This is a genomic window from Actinosynnema sp. NPDC059335, from assembly GCF_042752395.1.
Lineage (GTDB): Bacteria > Actinomycetota > Actinomycetes > Mycobacteriales > Pseudonocardiaceae > Actinosynnema.
The window spans coordinates 2589-16374 of sequence record NZ_JBHYXZ010000091.1; the positions used below are offsets into that span (position 1 = coordinate 2589).

Below are 13786 nucleotides of genomic sequence, written 5' to 3' on the forward strand. Positions count from 1 at the left end.
GCTGTGGGGGGGGGCCCCCCCCACCCCCCCCCGGGGGGCCCCCCCCCCGGGGGGCCCCCCCCCTCCAGACTGTGTGCGACCGGAAGATTCCCGAACGGAGAAGCCTGTGCTGCTGGACCGCTACGACGCCCTGCTGCTCGACCTCGACGGGACGGTCTACCGGGGGCGGGAAGCCGTGCCGGGCGCGGTCGAGGCGGTCGCCGCCGCCCGCGCGCACGGCACCGGCATCCGGTTCGTCACCAACAACGCCTCCCGGTCGCCGGAGACGGTCGCCGAGCACCTGACCGAGCTGGGGTTCGACGCCGCGCTGGACGAGGTGAGCACGAGCGCCCAGGCGGGCGCGGCGATGCTGCTCGACCTGGTGCCGCGCGGCGTGCCGGTGCTGGTCCTGGGCACGGACGCGCTGGCCGAGCAGGTGCGGCTGCGCGGCTATGAGCCGACGGACCGCGCCGAGGACGCGCGGGCTGTCGTGCAGGGCCTCTCCCAGGATTTGGGCTGGCGCGAGCTGGCCGAGGCGTGCGTGGCGATCCGCCAGGGCGGGGCGCACTGGATCGCGTGCAACGTGGACGCGACGCTGCCGACCGAACGGGGTCTGCTGCCGGGCAACGGGTCGCTGGTCGCGGCCCTGCGGACGGCGACGGGCCGGGAGCCGCTGGTGGCGGGCAAGCCGGCCACGCCGTTGCTGGAGCAGGCCGCGAAGTCGGCGGGCGCGCAGCGGCCGCTGGTGGTGGGCGACCGGTTGGACACCGACATCGCGGGCGCGGTCAACGCGGGCATGGACTCGCTGCTGGTGCTCACCGGCGTGTCCACCGAAGCCGAGGCGACGGCCCTGCCCGAGGACCGGCGGCCGACCTACGTGGCGGCGGACCTGTCCGCGCTGCATCGGCTACCTTGATTCCTGTGAGCTTCGAGGTCCCCCTCCCCGGCCCGCCCCGTGATCCCGTGGCCGGGATCGACGACGCCCTGGCCGGTCTCGACGGGCTGGACGCGCTCGACGTGGTCGAGCACGTGGCCCGGTTCGACGACGCGCACACGGCGTTGACGGCCGCGTTGTCCAGCATCGACAAGGTCTGACCGGTGCCGCGCAGGGCTCGGCTGGACGCCGAACTGGTCCGCCGCGGGCTGGCCAGGTCACGGGAGCACGCGAGCCAACTCGTCGCCGAGGGCCGCGTGACCGTGCGGGGCTCGGTGGCCACGAAACCCGCGACCGCCGTCGAGTTGGACACCGCGCTGGTGGTCCGCGAGACCGACGACCCGAACTACGCCTCGCGGGGCGCGCACAAGCTCGTCGGCGCGCTGGAGGCGTTCGACGGGGTGGTCGTGGCGGGCAGGCGGTGCCTGGACGCGGGCGCGTCCACCGGGGGGTTCACCGACGTGCTGCTGCGCTCGGGCGCGCGGCAGGTGGTGGCCGCCGACGTGGGCCGCGGCCTGCTGGACTGGCGGCTGCGCACCGACGACCGGGTCGTGGTCAAGGACAAGACGAACGTGCGGTCCTTGACCCCCGAGGACATCGGCGGCCCGGTCGACCTGGTGGTGGCGGACCTGTCGTTCATCTCGCTGCGGCTGGTGCTGCCGGCGCTGGCCTCCTGCCTGGACGAGGGCGGCGACCTGCTGCCGATGGTGAAGCCCCAGTTCGAGGTCGGCAAGGAACGCCTGGGCTCGGGCGGCGTGGTGCGGGACCCGGAGCTGCGCGCGGAGGCGGTGCTGGACGTGGTGGCGTCGGCCGCCGGGCTCGGCCTGCGCCTGCACGGCGTCACCGCGAGCCCGCTGCCGGGACCGTCGGGCAACGTCGAGTTCTTCGTGTGGCTGCGCCGGGGTGAACCCCTCGACGCGGCCGACGCCGCCGCGCTCGTGCGCGCGGCCGTGGCGGAAGGCCCCCGGTGAGCAGGCTCCCGGTGAGCAGGCTCCCGGTGACGATGCCTCCGATGAGGAGGCCCGCGTTCGAGGAGGCCCCGATGAGGAGGCCCGAGTGGGAAGGCCCCCAGTGAGCAGGCTCCGGTGAGCAGGCCCTTAGTGAGGACGGTCCGGTGACGAGGGAGATCCTGCTGGTCGTCCACACCGGGCGGCGCAGCAACGTGCTGGTCGCCCAGGAGGTCGCGGCGCGGTTCGCGGCGGGCGGCGTGCGGCTGCGGGTGCTGGAGGACGAAGCGCCCGAGCTGGACCCGACGTGCTACGCGCAGGTCGTGCCGGCCGACGACAAGGCCGCCGAGGGCACCGAGCTGGTGTTCGTGCTCGGCGGCGACGGCACGCTGCTGCGGGCGGCCGAGCTGGCGCGGGCGGCGGGGGTGCCGGTGCTCGGGGTGAACCTGGGCCGGGTGGGGTTCCTGGCCGAGGCGGACTCCGACGCGCTGTACGAGGCGATCACGCACGTCGTGGACCGGGACTACGACGTCGAGGAGCGGATGACGCTCGACGTGACGGCGTCGGTCGACGGCGAGGTGCTGGAGGGCACGTGGGCGCTCAACGAGGCCAGCGTGGAGAAGAGCACCCGCGAGCGGATCCTGGACGTCGTGGTGGAGGTGGACGGGCGGCCGGTGTCGGCCTTCGGCTGCGACGGCGTGCTGGTGGCGACCCCGACCGGGTCGACGGCGTACGCGTTCTCCGCGGGCGGGCCGGTGGTGTGGCCGGACGTGCAGGCGCTGCTGGTCGTGCCGAGCAACGCGCACGCCCTGTTCGCGCGGCCCCTGGTGGTGTCGCCGGCGTCCGTGGTGGCGCTGGAGGTCGACCCGGAGGGCCACCCGGCGGTGCTGTGCGCGGACGGCCGCCGCACGGTGAACCTGCCGCCGGGCGCGCGGGTCGAGGTGGTGGGCGGCCGCACCCCGCTGCGGTTGATCCGGCTGCGGCCGGGTCCGTTCACCGACCGGCTGGTGGAGAAGTTCGAGCTGCCGGTGCAGGGGTGGCGCGGCCCGTCGGCCCACTGAGGCCGGCGAGATCAACTACCGGACACCGGCCCCCGAGCACACGCTTTGCCCGCGTCGCCCAGTAGTGTTCCGGGCGTGCTGGCCGAGATGCGCATCCAGGGCCTCGGTGTGATCGACGAGGCCACCCTTGAGCTCGATGCCGGTTTCACCGTGGTGACGGGCGAGACCGGGGCGGGCAAGACCATGGTCGTCACCGGGCTCCACCTGCTGGGCGGTGGCCGGGCCGAGGCGTCCCGCGTGCGCAACGGCGCGGACAAGGCGGTGGTCGAGGGCCGGTTCGTCGCGCCCGCGGGCAGCCCGGCGGCGAAGGTCGCCGAGGAGGTCGGCGGCGAGCCCGACGACGACGGCAGCGTGATCGCGGTCCGCACCGTCGGCGCCGACGGCCGGTCCCGGGCGCACCTGGGCGGCCGGTCCGTGCCGGTGGGCGTGCTGTCGGAGCTGGCCGAGCAGTTGCTCGCGGTGCACGGGCAGAACGACCAGCTGCGGCTGCTGCGGCCCGCCGAGCAGCGGTCGGTGCTCGACCGGTTCGCCGGTGACGAGGTCGCCGAGCCGCTGCGCGGCTACCGGAAGGTCCGCGACGAGTGGCTGCGGGTGGCGACCGAGCTGGCCGAGCGCACCGCGCGGTCGCACGAGCTGGCCCGCGAGGCCGAGCTGCTGCGGCACGGGCTGGCCGAGATCGAGGCGATCGACCCGAAGCCGGGCGAGGACGAGGAGCTGGTCGCCGAGGCGCGCCGGCTCGCCGACGCCGACCAGCTGCGGGAGGCGGCGTCGGGGGCGCAGTACGCGGTGTCCGGCTCGCCCGACGGCGACCCGGACGTGCCGGGCGCGCTCGGCCTGATCGGCGAGGCCCGGCGGCGGCTGACCGCGTCGGACGACCCGAAGCTGCGCGAGCTGGAGCCGCGGCTGGTGGAGGCGGAGACGCTGCTGGCCGACGTGGGCGCGGAGATCGCGTCCTACCTGGAGCACCTGGACGCGGACCCGGCGCGGCTGGAGCAGGTGCTCGCCCGCCAGGCCGAGCTGAAGTCGTTGACCCGCAAGTACGCCGCCGACGTGGACGGGGTGATCGCGTGGGCGCGGGACGCGTCCTCGCGGCTGTCCGGGCTGGACACGTCGGACGAGGCGCTGGCGGCGTTGGCCGCGCGGCGCGACGAGCTGGCGGTGGAGCTGGCCGGGTACGCCCGGCGGGTGACCGCCGAGCGGCTGGCCGCGGCCGAGGAGCTGGGCCGGGCGGTGTCGGACGAGCTGACGGGCCTGGCCATGCCGCACGCCACGGTCGAGGTCGCGGTGCGGCCCCGGCCCACCGAGCCGGGCGACCCGCAGGCGCTGGACGTGGACGGGCAGCTGCTGCACGCCGGGTCCAGCGGGGTGGACGACGTGGAGCTGCGGCTGATCGCGCACCCCGGCGCGCCCGCGCTGCCCGTGCACAAGGGCGCGTCGGGCGGTGAGCTGTCGCGGGTGATGCTGGCGCTGGAGGTCGTGCTGTCGCACTCCGACCCGGTGCCCACGCTGGTGTTCGACGAGGTGGACGCCGGGGTCGGCGGCCGGGCGGCGGTCGAGGTCGGACGCCGGCTGGCCCGGTTGGCGCGCAGCCACCAGGTGATCGTGGTGACGCACCTGCCGCAGGTGGCGGCGTTCGCCGACCGGCACCTGGTGGTGGACAAGACCGCGGACGGCGTGCTGACCCGCAGCGGGGTGCGCCGGCTGGACGAGTCGCAGCGGGTGGTCGAGCTGGCGCGGATGCTCGCGGGCATGGACTCCACCGACACCGGCCGCGCGCACGCCGAGGAGCTGCTGGCGGCGGCGAAGGCCGACAAGGAGAGCGTGCCCGTGGTGCGGCGCAAGGCGAAGAAGAAGTGAACCGAAGGCTGCTCGGCGCGGCCTTGTTGGTGGTGGCCGGCGGGGTGGCCGTGGCGGGCACGTTCCGGCCGTTGTACTCGCAGGGCGTCCACCGCGGCGACTCGCCGCCCATGGTCCACGTGACGTCCTGGGAGTACGTGTTCACCCTCCCGGTGGGCATGGAGTCGCCGATCGTGCGGAGCCCTCAGTACGGGGTGCCGATCGTCGTGTCGGCGGTGCTGCTGGCGATCGCGGCGGCGCTGGTGTTCCTGCCGGAGGCGCAGCGCCTGGCCGCCCGCTACCTCGCGATCGCCGGGACGGGCCTGCTCCTCGGCGCGGTGTGGGCGACGGGGGCCGCCGTCGTGTCCGCGGTCGGCAACGCGGAGGCCCAGGACGAGGCCGGTTTGGGCGTGCGGGCCGACGAGGGCATCGCCGTGCTGGCCGGGTCGGTGCTGGTCGCGGTGGTGGGCGTGGTGCTGCTGCACGCCCGGCGTCCGCAGCCGCGGCCCGACGGGCCGGTGGTGTACCGGGTGGACGACGACGCGGTGGACGCGGACACGGACACGCCGCCGTTCGGCTTCCCGGCGCCGGAGGTCGAGGTCGCCCGGCTCCCGGAGACCGGGCCGGACCGCCGTAGCGAACCACCGACCGCCGGGGCGTGACCCGGGCGGCCACGGCGTGGTGCCGGTGGCCCGGGGGTGACACGGCCGGCCGGCGATGCGCACGCGGCCGGCGGTGGGCGGTCGGCCGGTTGGCGGCGGCGCGGGAGCCGGTACCGCTGGTACACCTGGTGTGGTCGGCGCGGACGGGCTTCGGTTCGTCCCCGGACCCGAGGAGAACCGCACATGACCCGGCGCGCGATCGCGGTCACCACCATCGGCGCGGGTGCGCTGTTCGTGGTGCTGGGCTCGCTCCTCCCGTTGTACGGGGTGGAGACGACCATGCGGCCGGGGGTGAACGGCCCGCTGCCCGGCGGGGTGCGCCGGCTGGTGGCGATCACCGGGTGGGAGTACGTGCAGGAGCCCCCGCCGCCGACCGAGTACCTCGGTTCCGGCCTGTACCCCGTCTACGGGTACGGGCTCGTCCTGGCCGCCGTCGTGGCCGCGGTCGGCGCGCTGCTGCAACTGCGGTCGCCGCTGCTCGCCGCGGTCGGCCGGTTCGGCGTGCTCGCGGCCGTGGGGGTGGTCGTCGGCACGGTGTGGGCGGTGCTGGAGACGATGCGGACGCTCTTCGGCAGCGTCGACGTCGCGCCGATCGTGACCACGGAGAAGTTCGTCGGCGCGGGCGCCTGGCTGCTCCTGCTCGCCTCGGTGGCGATGGTCGCCGGGGCCGTGCTGGCGCACGACTGGCCGCCGCGCACGCCGAGGCCGGCGGGGGTGTCGGTGTACCAGGTGGACGACGACGACACGCCGCCGTTCGGCTTCCCCATGCCGGTGTCCGGGTCGGACGTGCCACCCGGTGGTCCGGCGGCTCCCGGTCCGGTGCCGCAGTCCGGTCCGGCGGCTCCGGGGCCGGTGCCGCAGTCCGGTCCATCGCAGCCCGGTCCGGTGTCGCCCGGTCCATCGCAGCCCGGTCCGGTGCAGCCCGGTCCCGTCGCGCCCCCGGTGGCGCACCTGCCTCCGGTGGTGGAGTTCCCGGGAGCCTCCCCGTCCCCGGACGACCGACGTCACCCTACCGGGGGATAACGTCCACTGTGGATCACCGGTGGCACTGACCAGCCACGATCGGGCTCGGCGTGTTGGCCTCCGGTCGCGTGCGACGTGGGTCACCATCGGTCCATGAAGCTCTCCGGGTTGCTCGGCCGCGCGCACCACGAACCGCCAGGCGTCACCGGGGTGGCGCGGGTCGACCGCCGCTCGGCCGACCTGCTGCGCCGGCTGAGCCCCGGTGACGTCGCGGTCCTCGACCACGTCGACCTCGACCGCCGCACGGCCGAGGCGCTCGTGCACGCCGAGGTGGCGGCCGTGGTCAACGCGTCGCCGTCCATCTCCGGCCGGTTCCCGAACCTCGGCCCCGAGCTGCTGGTCGCGGCGGGTGTCCCGCTGATCGACGACGTCGGCCCGGCGGTGCTGCGGGAGGTCCGGGACGGCACGAAGCTGCGGCTGCACGACGGCGCGGTGTTCGTCGGTGACAAGGAGGTCGCGCGGGGCGTCGAGCAGAACGCCGAGTCGATCGCCGACGCGCTGATCGAGGCCAAGGCGGGCATGGCCGCGCAACTGGAGGCGTTCTCCGCGAACACCATCGAGTTCCTGCGCCGGGAGCGGTCGCTGATCCTCGACGGCGTCGGCGTGCCCGAGCTGGACGTGCCGATCCGCGACCGGGAGGTGCTGGTCGTCGCGGGCGGCCCCCGGCACGCCGAGGAGCTGCGCGCGCTGCGCAAGTACGTCCGCGACCACCGGCCCGTGCTGATCGGCGTCGACGCGGGCGCGGACACCCTGCACGACGCCGGGTACGCGCCGGACGTCGTCGTCGGCGACCCCGACGGGATCGGCACCGCCACGCTGCGGTCGGCCGCGGAGGTCGTGGTGCCCGCGCAGGTCGACGGGCACGCGCCCGGCCTGGAGCGGATCCAGGACCTCGGCATCGGCGCGGTGACGTTCCCCGCCACGGGCAACGCCGAGGACCTGGCGCTGCTGCTGGCCGAGGCGCACGGCGCGGTGCTGGTGGTGACCGTGGGCCTGCGGGCGGGGCTGCGCGAGTTCCTCGACCGCGGCAACTCCGGGTCCACGCCGTCCACGTTCCTCACCCGGCTCAAGCTCGGCGACAAGCTCGTGGACTCCCGCGCGGTCGCGACCCTGCACCGGGGGCGGACCTCGACGGGCCTGGTGGTGCTGCCGGCGCTGGCCGCGGTCCTCGCGATGGCGGCCGCGGTCGCCGTGTCCGGGCTCGGCGGCGCCTACGTCGACGTCGCCGCCGACGCGATCCGATCCGTCGTCGACTGGTTCAGGGGGTGGTCCGGGTGATCTCGCTGCGCTACCACGTCGTCTCCGTCACCGCGGTGTTCCTGGCGCTGGCGGTCGGGGTGGTGCTGGGCTCGACCGCGATCAGCGGCCGGGTGCTGTCGGGGCTCAACGACGACAACACGTCGCTGGGCCGGGAGGTCGCCGCGCTGCGGGCGGAGCGCAACGGCCTGGACGCCCGCCTCGCCGACGCCGACCGGTTCGCGGCCTCCGTCGGCCCCCAGGCGGTGCGGGAGCACCTGGCCGAGCGGACCGTCGTGCTGGTCACCACCGCCGACGCCGCGCCCGGCGACCGCGACGCGCTGACCGCGCTGCTCGGTTCGGCCGGCGCGACGGTCACCGGCGAGCTGCAGCTCACCGAGGCGTTCACCGACCCGGACAAGGCCGACCAGCTCCTCGACCTCGTCGCCCGGTTGCAGCCCGCGGGCAGCAGGCTGCCCACCGGCGCGGACCCCGGCACCCGCGCGGGCGGCCTGTTCGGGTCCGTGCTGCTGCTCGACCCCCGGACCGGGCAGCCGCGGGCCACGCCCGACGAGCTGGCGGCCGCGCTCGGCGGGCTGTCCAGCGCCGGGTTCGTCAAGGCCGGCCAGGGCCTGCGGCCCGCGCAGACGGCCGTGGTGCTGACCGGTGGCGCGGTCGAGGGCGACTCGGCCGCCGACCGGGCCGCCGTGGTGGCGCGGTTCGCCGCCCAGCTCGACCGGTCCGGCGCGGGCGTCGTGCTGGCGGGCGGGGAGGGCTCGGCCGACGGCACGGGCCCGGTCGGCGTGGTGCGGGCGGACACGGCCGCGACGTCCGTGCTGTCCACCGTGGACAACGCCGACACCGCGGCCGGGCGCGTGGTCGTGGTGCTCGCGCTGCGTGAGCAGCTGGACGGCAAGGCCGGGCGGTACGGGGTGGCGGGCAATGCCGAAGGCCCCGCGCCGGGAACGGCAGGCTGAGCCGCCGCGTTCGCCGGGGCGGAACCCGGCGTTCCCGAGCGGTTCGCGGACACGTGGTCCGGTGTTCGACCGGCCCTACGCCATCCGAGTGACTGGACTCGGCACCCACCAGCGCGCTCGGTGACCGGCGGCGTGTTAGCGTTAGGGCCCGTGGACAGGGCGCTGAGCAGTGCGGGACCACCGCGGCCGGCCCCTAGCGGACATCCAGACCACGGGGAGCCTCCTTGGTGCAGCAGGCACGTACGACCAAGCACGTTTTCGTCACCGGGGGTGTGGCTTCCTCCCTCGGCAAGGGGTTGACCGCGTCGAGCCTCGGTCAGCTGCTCACCTCACGTGGTCTCCGGGTGACCATGCAGAAGCTGGACCCGTACCTGAACGTGGACCCGGGCACGATGAACCCGTTCCAGCACGGCGAGGTGTTCGTCACCGACGACGGCGCGGAGACCGACCTCGACATCGGCCACTACGAGCGGTTCCTGGCGCGCGACCTGTCCGGCGACGCCAACGTCACCACCGGCCAGGTGTACTCGGAGGTCATCGCCAAGGAGCGGCGCGGCGAGTACCTGGGCGACACCGTGCAGGTCATCCCGCACATCACCGACGAGATCAAGCGGCGCATCCGGGCCATGGCCGAGCCGGGGCCCGACGGCGTCGCGCCCGACGTGGTGATCACCGAGGTCGGCGGCACGGTCGGCGACATCGAGTCCCTGCCGTTCCTGGAGGCGTGCCGGCAGGTGCGCCACGACGTGGGCCGGGACAACGTGTTCTTCCTGCACGTGTCGCTGGTGCCCTACCTCGCCCCGTCCGGCGAGCTGAAGACCAAGCCGACGCAGCACTCCGTGGCCGCGCTGCGCAACATCGGCATCCAGCCCGACGCCATCGTGTGCCGGGCCGACCGGGAGATCCCGGACTCGTTGAAGCGCAAGATCGGCCTGATGTGCGACGTGGACACCGAGGCCGTGGTCGCGGCGGTCGACGCGCCGTCGATCTACGACATCCCGAAGGTGCTGCACGGCGAGGGCCTCGACGCGTACGTGGTGCGGCGGCTCGACCTGCCGTTCCGCGACGTCGACTGGACCGTGTGGGGCGACCTGCTCGACCGCGTGCACAACCCGTCCGAGAAGGTCCGCATCGGCCTGGTCGGCAAGTACGTCGACCTGCCCGACGCCTACCTGTCGGTGACCGAGGCGCTGCGCGCGGGCGGGTTCGCGCACCGCACCAAGGTCGAGATCGTGTGGGTGCCGTCCGACGAGTGCCAGACGCCGTCCGGTGCGGCCCACGCCCTGGCCGGGCTCGACGCGATCCTCATCCCCGGCGGGTTCGGGGTGCGCGGCATCGAGGGCAAGATCGGCGCGATCACCCACGCCCGGACCCGCGGCATCCCGCTGCTGGGCCTGTGCCTGGGCTTGCAGTGCCTGGTCATCGAGGCGGCGCGCAACCTCGCGGGCATCGCCGACGCGAACTCCGCCGAGTTCGAGGACACCGGGTCGCCGGTCATCAGCACCATGGCCGACCAGGAGGACGTCGTCTCCGGGCAGCGCGACATGGGCGGCACGATGCGGCTCGGCGCGTACCCGGCGTCGCTGCTGCCGGGGTCGCAGGTGGCGAACGCGTACGGGTCGCTGGAGGTCTCGGAGCGGCACCGGCACCGGTACGAGGTCAACAACGCGTTCCGGGACCGGCTCGCGTCCGCGGGGCTCGTGTTCTCCGGCACGTCGCCGGACGGGCGGCTGGTGGAGTTCGTCGAGCTGCCCGCCGACGTGCACCCGTTCTTCGTGGCCACGCAGGCGCACCCGGAGCTGAAGTCCCGGCCGACCCGCCCGCACCCGCTGTTCGCGGCGTTCGTGAAGGCGGCGCTGGACTACCGGCTGGCCGACCGGCTGCCGCTGCCCGAGCCGGCGGGGGCCGCGCAGTGAGCGCCCGGCATGAGTTCGAGACGGTGTCGACGCGGGACGTGCACGTGGGCCGCGTCGTGGCGCTGCGGGTGGACGAGGTCGCCATGCCCGGCGGCGGCACGGCGTCGCGCGAGGTGGTGGAGCACCTCGGCGCGGTGGCCGTGGTGGCGTTGGACGACGACGGCGCGGTGACGCTGATCGACCAGTACCGGCACCCGCTGGGGCGGCGGCTGTGGGAGCTGCCGGCCGGGTTGCTGGACGGCGGTGACGAGTCGCCGCTGGACGCCGCGCGGCGAGAGCTGGCCGAGGAGGTCGGGCTGGCCGCGTCGGAGTGGGTGACGCTGGTGGACGTGGCCGTGTCGCCGGGGTTCACCGACGAGGTGGTGCGGGTGTTCCTGGCCCGCGGGCTCTCCGAGGTGGACCGCGACGTGCAGGGCGAGGAGGAGGCCGACCTGGAGGCCAGGCGCTTCCCGCTGGCCGAGGCGGTGGACATGGTGCTGGCCGGGGACATCGTCAACGGGCCGGCGGTGGCCGGGCTGCTGGCCGCGCACACCGTGGTCGCCGCGGGCGGCCGGGGCCGCCCGTCCGACGCCCCGTTCCGCGACCGCCCGACCCGCTTCGCCGCCCGCCGCTCCTGACGGCGCCCGCGGGCGCCGGACGCACCGTCCGGCGCCCGCGTGTCCTACCTCCAGAACGCGTGAGTCGTACGTTCGGGTCTCGTGTGTCGTACGTTCAGGACGGGTGAGTTCTGCGTTCGGGGAGCGGCGGATGAGGGTGGGCGCGGGTGTGCGGGGGCCGTTGGCGGTGGCCGCGGCGGCGGTGGCCGGGTGCGGGCTGCTGCTGGTCGTGGACCCCAACCAACCAGGGTCGCTGCTGCCGCCGTGCCCGCTGTACGCGTTGACCGGCATCCAGTGCCCGGCCTGCGGGACCACGCGGATGGTGCACGCCCTGCTGCACGGCGACCTCGCCGCCGCCTGGCACTTCAACGCGGTCATGCTGCCGGCCGGGCTGCCGCTGCTGGCGTGGCTGTGGGTGCGCTGGTTCCGGGCGGCCCGGGCCGGCCGGCCGACGCCGCCGGTGTCGCGGAAGGTCGGCGTGCCGGTGGTGGCGCTGGCCGTCACGTGGATGGTCGTGCGGAACCTAGTCGCGTAGCTTGCGGCCCTGGCTGTCCGTGCCGCCGTTGACCAGCAGGATGATCCCGTCGATGAGCGACCAGATGCCGCACCCGCCGCAGGTCAGGAGCTGGGCGATGCCGATCGCCGTGTCGCCGATGTAGAACCGGCCGATGCCGAACGGCAGCGCGAGCTGCAGCACGCCGGCCGCGATGCGCGACTTGTCCGACAGCGGCTGGCCGGTCAACGGGTCCACGCCGTACGGCGCGTTCGGGTTGAACCCGGGCGGGTAGCCGTACGCCGTGCCGTAGTGCTGGGACGGGTCCGCGTAGCCGGGCGGCGCGTAGCCGGGGATGCCCTGACCGGGCGTCGGGTAGCCGGGCGGCGGTGGCGCGGCGTAACCGGCGGTCGGCGGGTAGCCGGGCGGCAGGAACGTCGGGTGCGGCTGCGGCAGGTCGTGGAACAGGGCGGCCAGCTCCTGCGCGGACTGGGCCGCGGACGCGTAGCCGACGCGCTGCTCGTACTCGCCGATCTCCAGCCGACCGGCCGCGAAGTGGTCGTTCAGCGCGCTGATCGCGTCCTCGCGTTGCTGGTCGCCGATGCGCACCTGGTGTGGTTCCGACACGGGTAGACGCTAACAGCCCCGACCCCCTGGCCGGGCCGGAACCCGCTGGTCGACCTACCCTTTCGGGGTGGTGATCGGGGTGTCGGGGGAGTGGGCCGGGGTGGGCGCGCCGCGTGCCTCGACGTGGGGGCCGGCGAAGGTCGCGCTGCCGGGCGTGGCGGCCGACGGCGTTCGGGTGGTGTTCGGCGGTTCCGGCGCGGTGCGTGGCGGTCCCGGTGGACGGTCACGGCACGGGGTGACGGGTCGGCGATGAGCGCGCGGGAGCGGAGTGGGCCCGCCGGAGGCGGAGAGCCGGAATTGTCGGACCCCGTCGGTAAGGTAAAAGCAGGGGTCCCCTTGGCGGGTACCCCTGCGGGGCCTGCGCGTCGGGCCGAGCCGGGCACTGCGGAGCCCGCGGGCCGGGTGAACGCCGGTGCTGCGGAGCGCGTGGGCAAGGCGGATGCGGAGCCTGCCGGCGTGGCGGCCGAGACTCCCGGCGGGACCGACGCGGATACGGAGGAACCCGCGGGCAGGGTGAACGCCGGTGCTGCGGAGTCCCCGGGCAGGGCGGGCGTGGGTGCCGGGGGTCGGGCGAGTCAGGTCCACGCGGACACCCCGGCGGGGCGTGCGATGCGCGCCTACCTGGACCACCTCGCGGTGGAGCGCGGCACGGCGCGGAACACGCTCGACTCCTACGGGCGCGACCTGCGTCGGTACGCCGAGCACCTGGCGGCGCGGGGTGTCCACGACCTCGCCGAGGTCACCGAGGCCCTGGTCGGCGACTTCCTCGCGACGCTGCGCGAGTCCGGCCTGGCCGCGTCCTCCGCCGCCCGCACCCTCGTCGCCGTCCGCGGCCTGCACCGGTTCGCCCACCTCGAAGGGCTCGCCGCGCACGACCCCGCCCGCGCCGTGCACCCGCCGACCCCGCCCCGCCGGCTGCCCAAGGCCCTCCCGGTGGACGACGTGCTCAAGCTCCTCGACGGCCCCACCGACACCCCGGCCCACCTGCGCGACCGCGCCCTGCTCGAACTGCTGTACTCCAGCGGCGCGCGGATCTCGGAAGTCGTCGGCCTCGACGTGGACGACGTGGACGCCGCCGAACGCACCGTGCTGCTCGACGGCAAGGGCGGCAAGCAGCGCATCGTCCCCGTCGGCCGCCCCGCCCTGCACGCCCTCGACGCCTACCTGGTGCGCGCCCGCCCCGTCCTCGCCAAACGCGGCACGCCCGCCCTGTTCCTCAACGCCCGCGGCGGCCGGTTGTCCCGGCAGACGGCGTGGCACGTGCTGAAGGCGGCCGCCGAACGGGCGGGCATCGAGGCCGAGGTCTCGCCGCACACGCTGCGCCACTCGTTCGCCACCCACCTGCTCGAAGGCGGCGCGGACGTGCGGGTGGTGCAGGAATTACTGGGCCATGCCTCGGTGACGACCACGCAGGTGTACACGTTGGTCACGGTGAACACCTTGCGCGAGGTCTACGCGACCGCTCATCCTCGCGCAACGGGTGGAACATGAGCGGTCCA

The 13786-nt window shown here is 75.1% G+C and carries 14 protein-coding genes; 13 read left to right on the forward strand and 1 reads right to left on the reverse strand.

Features of this window, described 5'->3' with window-relative positions:
- The first annotated feature begins 106 nt into the window (after window positions 1-106).
- The 12 genes from ACFXGA_RS25605 (at window position 107) to ACFXGA_RS25660 (ending at window position 11702) form a co-directional block, all read left to right on the forward strand.
- Window positions 107-895 (forward strand): HAD-IIA family hydrolase, encoded by a 789-nt coding sequence (locus ACFXGA_RS25605; protein ID WP_378091876.1) that lies wholly within the window; start codon window positions 107-109, stop codon window positions 893-895.
- A 5-nt stretch (window positions 896-900) separates the two neighbouring features.
- Window positions 901-1074 (forward strand): hypothetical protein, encoded by a 174-nt coding sequence (locus ACFXGA_RS25610; protein WP_181320489.1) that lies wholly within the window; start codon window positions 901-903, stop codon window positions 1072-1074.
- Window positions 1075-1077: 3 nt separating this feature from the next.
- On the forward strand, window positions 1078-1884 hold the full coding sequence (locus tag ACFXGA_RS25615) for a TlyA family RNA methyltransferase (protein WP_378091878.1): 807 nt from the start codon (window positions 1078-1080) through the stop codon (window positions 1882-1884).
- Window positions 1885-2027: 143 nt separating this feature from the next.
- Entirely contained in the window at window positions 2028-2921 is an 894-nt protein-coding gene (locus ACFXGA_RS25620) for an NAD kinase (protein ID WP_378091880.1), read from the forward strand.
- A gap of 75 nt (window positions 2922-2996) precedes the next feature.
- Entirely contained in the window at window positions 2997-4778 is a 1782-nt protein-coding gene (gene recN, locus ACFXGA_RS25625; RefSeq protein WP_378091882.1) for a DNA repair protein RecN, read from the forward strand.
- A complete protein-coding gene (locus ACFXGA_RS25630) occupies window positions 4775-5419 on the forward strand; it encodes a hypothetical protein (RefSeq protein ID WP_378091884.1) in 645 nt (214 codons plus the stop codon). Before recN ends, ACFXGA_RS25630 begins: the two co-directional genes overlap by 4 nt.
- 183 nt (window positions 5420-5602) lie before the next feature.
- On the forward strand, window positions 5603-6442 hold the full coding sequence (locus ACFXGA_RS25635; protein WP_378091886.1) for a hypothetical protein: 840 nt from the start codon (window positions 5603-5605) through the stop codon (window positions 6440-6442).
- A gap of 93 nt (window positions 6443-6535) precedes the next feature.
- Window positions 6536-7720 (forward strand): putative cytokinetic ring protein SteA, encoded by a 1185-nt coding sequence (gene steA, locus ACFXGA_RS25640; protein ID WP_378091888.1) that lies wholly within the window; start codon window positions 6536-6538, stop codon window positions 7718-7720.
- Complete coding sequence (locus ACFXGA_RS25645; protein WP_378091890.1) at window positions 7717-8655, forward strand: copper transporter; 939 nt, start codon at window positions 7717-7719, stop codon at window positions 8653-8655. The genes steA and ACFXGA_RS25645 overlap by 4 nt, the downstream gene beginning before the upstream one ends.
- A 227-nt stretch (window positions 8656-8882) precedes the next feature.
- A complete protein-coding gene (locus ACFXGA_RS25650) occupies window positions 8883-10571 on the forward strand; it encodes a CTP synthase (RefSeq protein ID WP_378091892.1) in 1689 nt (562 codons plus the stop codon).
- The gene (locus ACFXGA_RS25655; RefSeq protein WP_378091894.1) at window positions 10568-11188 is read left to right on the forward strand and encodes an NUDIX domain-containing protein; all 621 of its coding nucleotides are present in this window, start codon (window positions 10568-10570) and stop codon (window positions 11186-11188) included. The genes ACFXGA_RS25650 and ACFXGA_RS25655 overlap by 4 nt, the downstream gene beginning before the upstream one ends.
- A 103-nt stretch (window positions 11189-11291) precedes the next feature.
- Complete coding sequence (locus tag ACFXGA_RS25660) at window positions 11292-11702, forward strand: DUF2752 domain-containing protein (RefSeq protein WP_378091896.1); 411 nt, start codon at window positions 11292-11294, stop codon at window positions 11700-11702.
- On the opposite strand, the gene ACFXGA_RS25665 is transcribed toward ACFXGA_RS25660, so the two are convergent.
- Entirely contained in the window at window positions 11691-12287 is a 597-nt protein-coding gene (locus tag ACFXGA_RS25665; protein WP_378091898.1) for a DUF1707 domain-containing protein, read from the reverse strand. The genes ACFXGA_RS25660 and ACFXGA_RS25665 overlap by 12 nt on opposite strands.
- Window positions 12288-12896: 609 nt before the next feature.
- On the opposite strand from ACFXGA_RS25665, the gene xerD reads away from it, so the two are divergent.
- A complete protein-coding gene (gene xerD / locus ACFXGA_RS25670; protein ID WP_378091900.1) occupies window positions 12897-13778 on the forward strand; it encodes a site-specific tyrosine recombinase XerD in 882 nt (293 codons plus the stop codon).
- The last annotated feature ends 8 nt before the right edge of the window (window positions 13779-13786 follow it).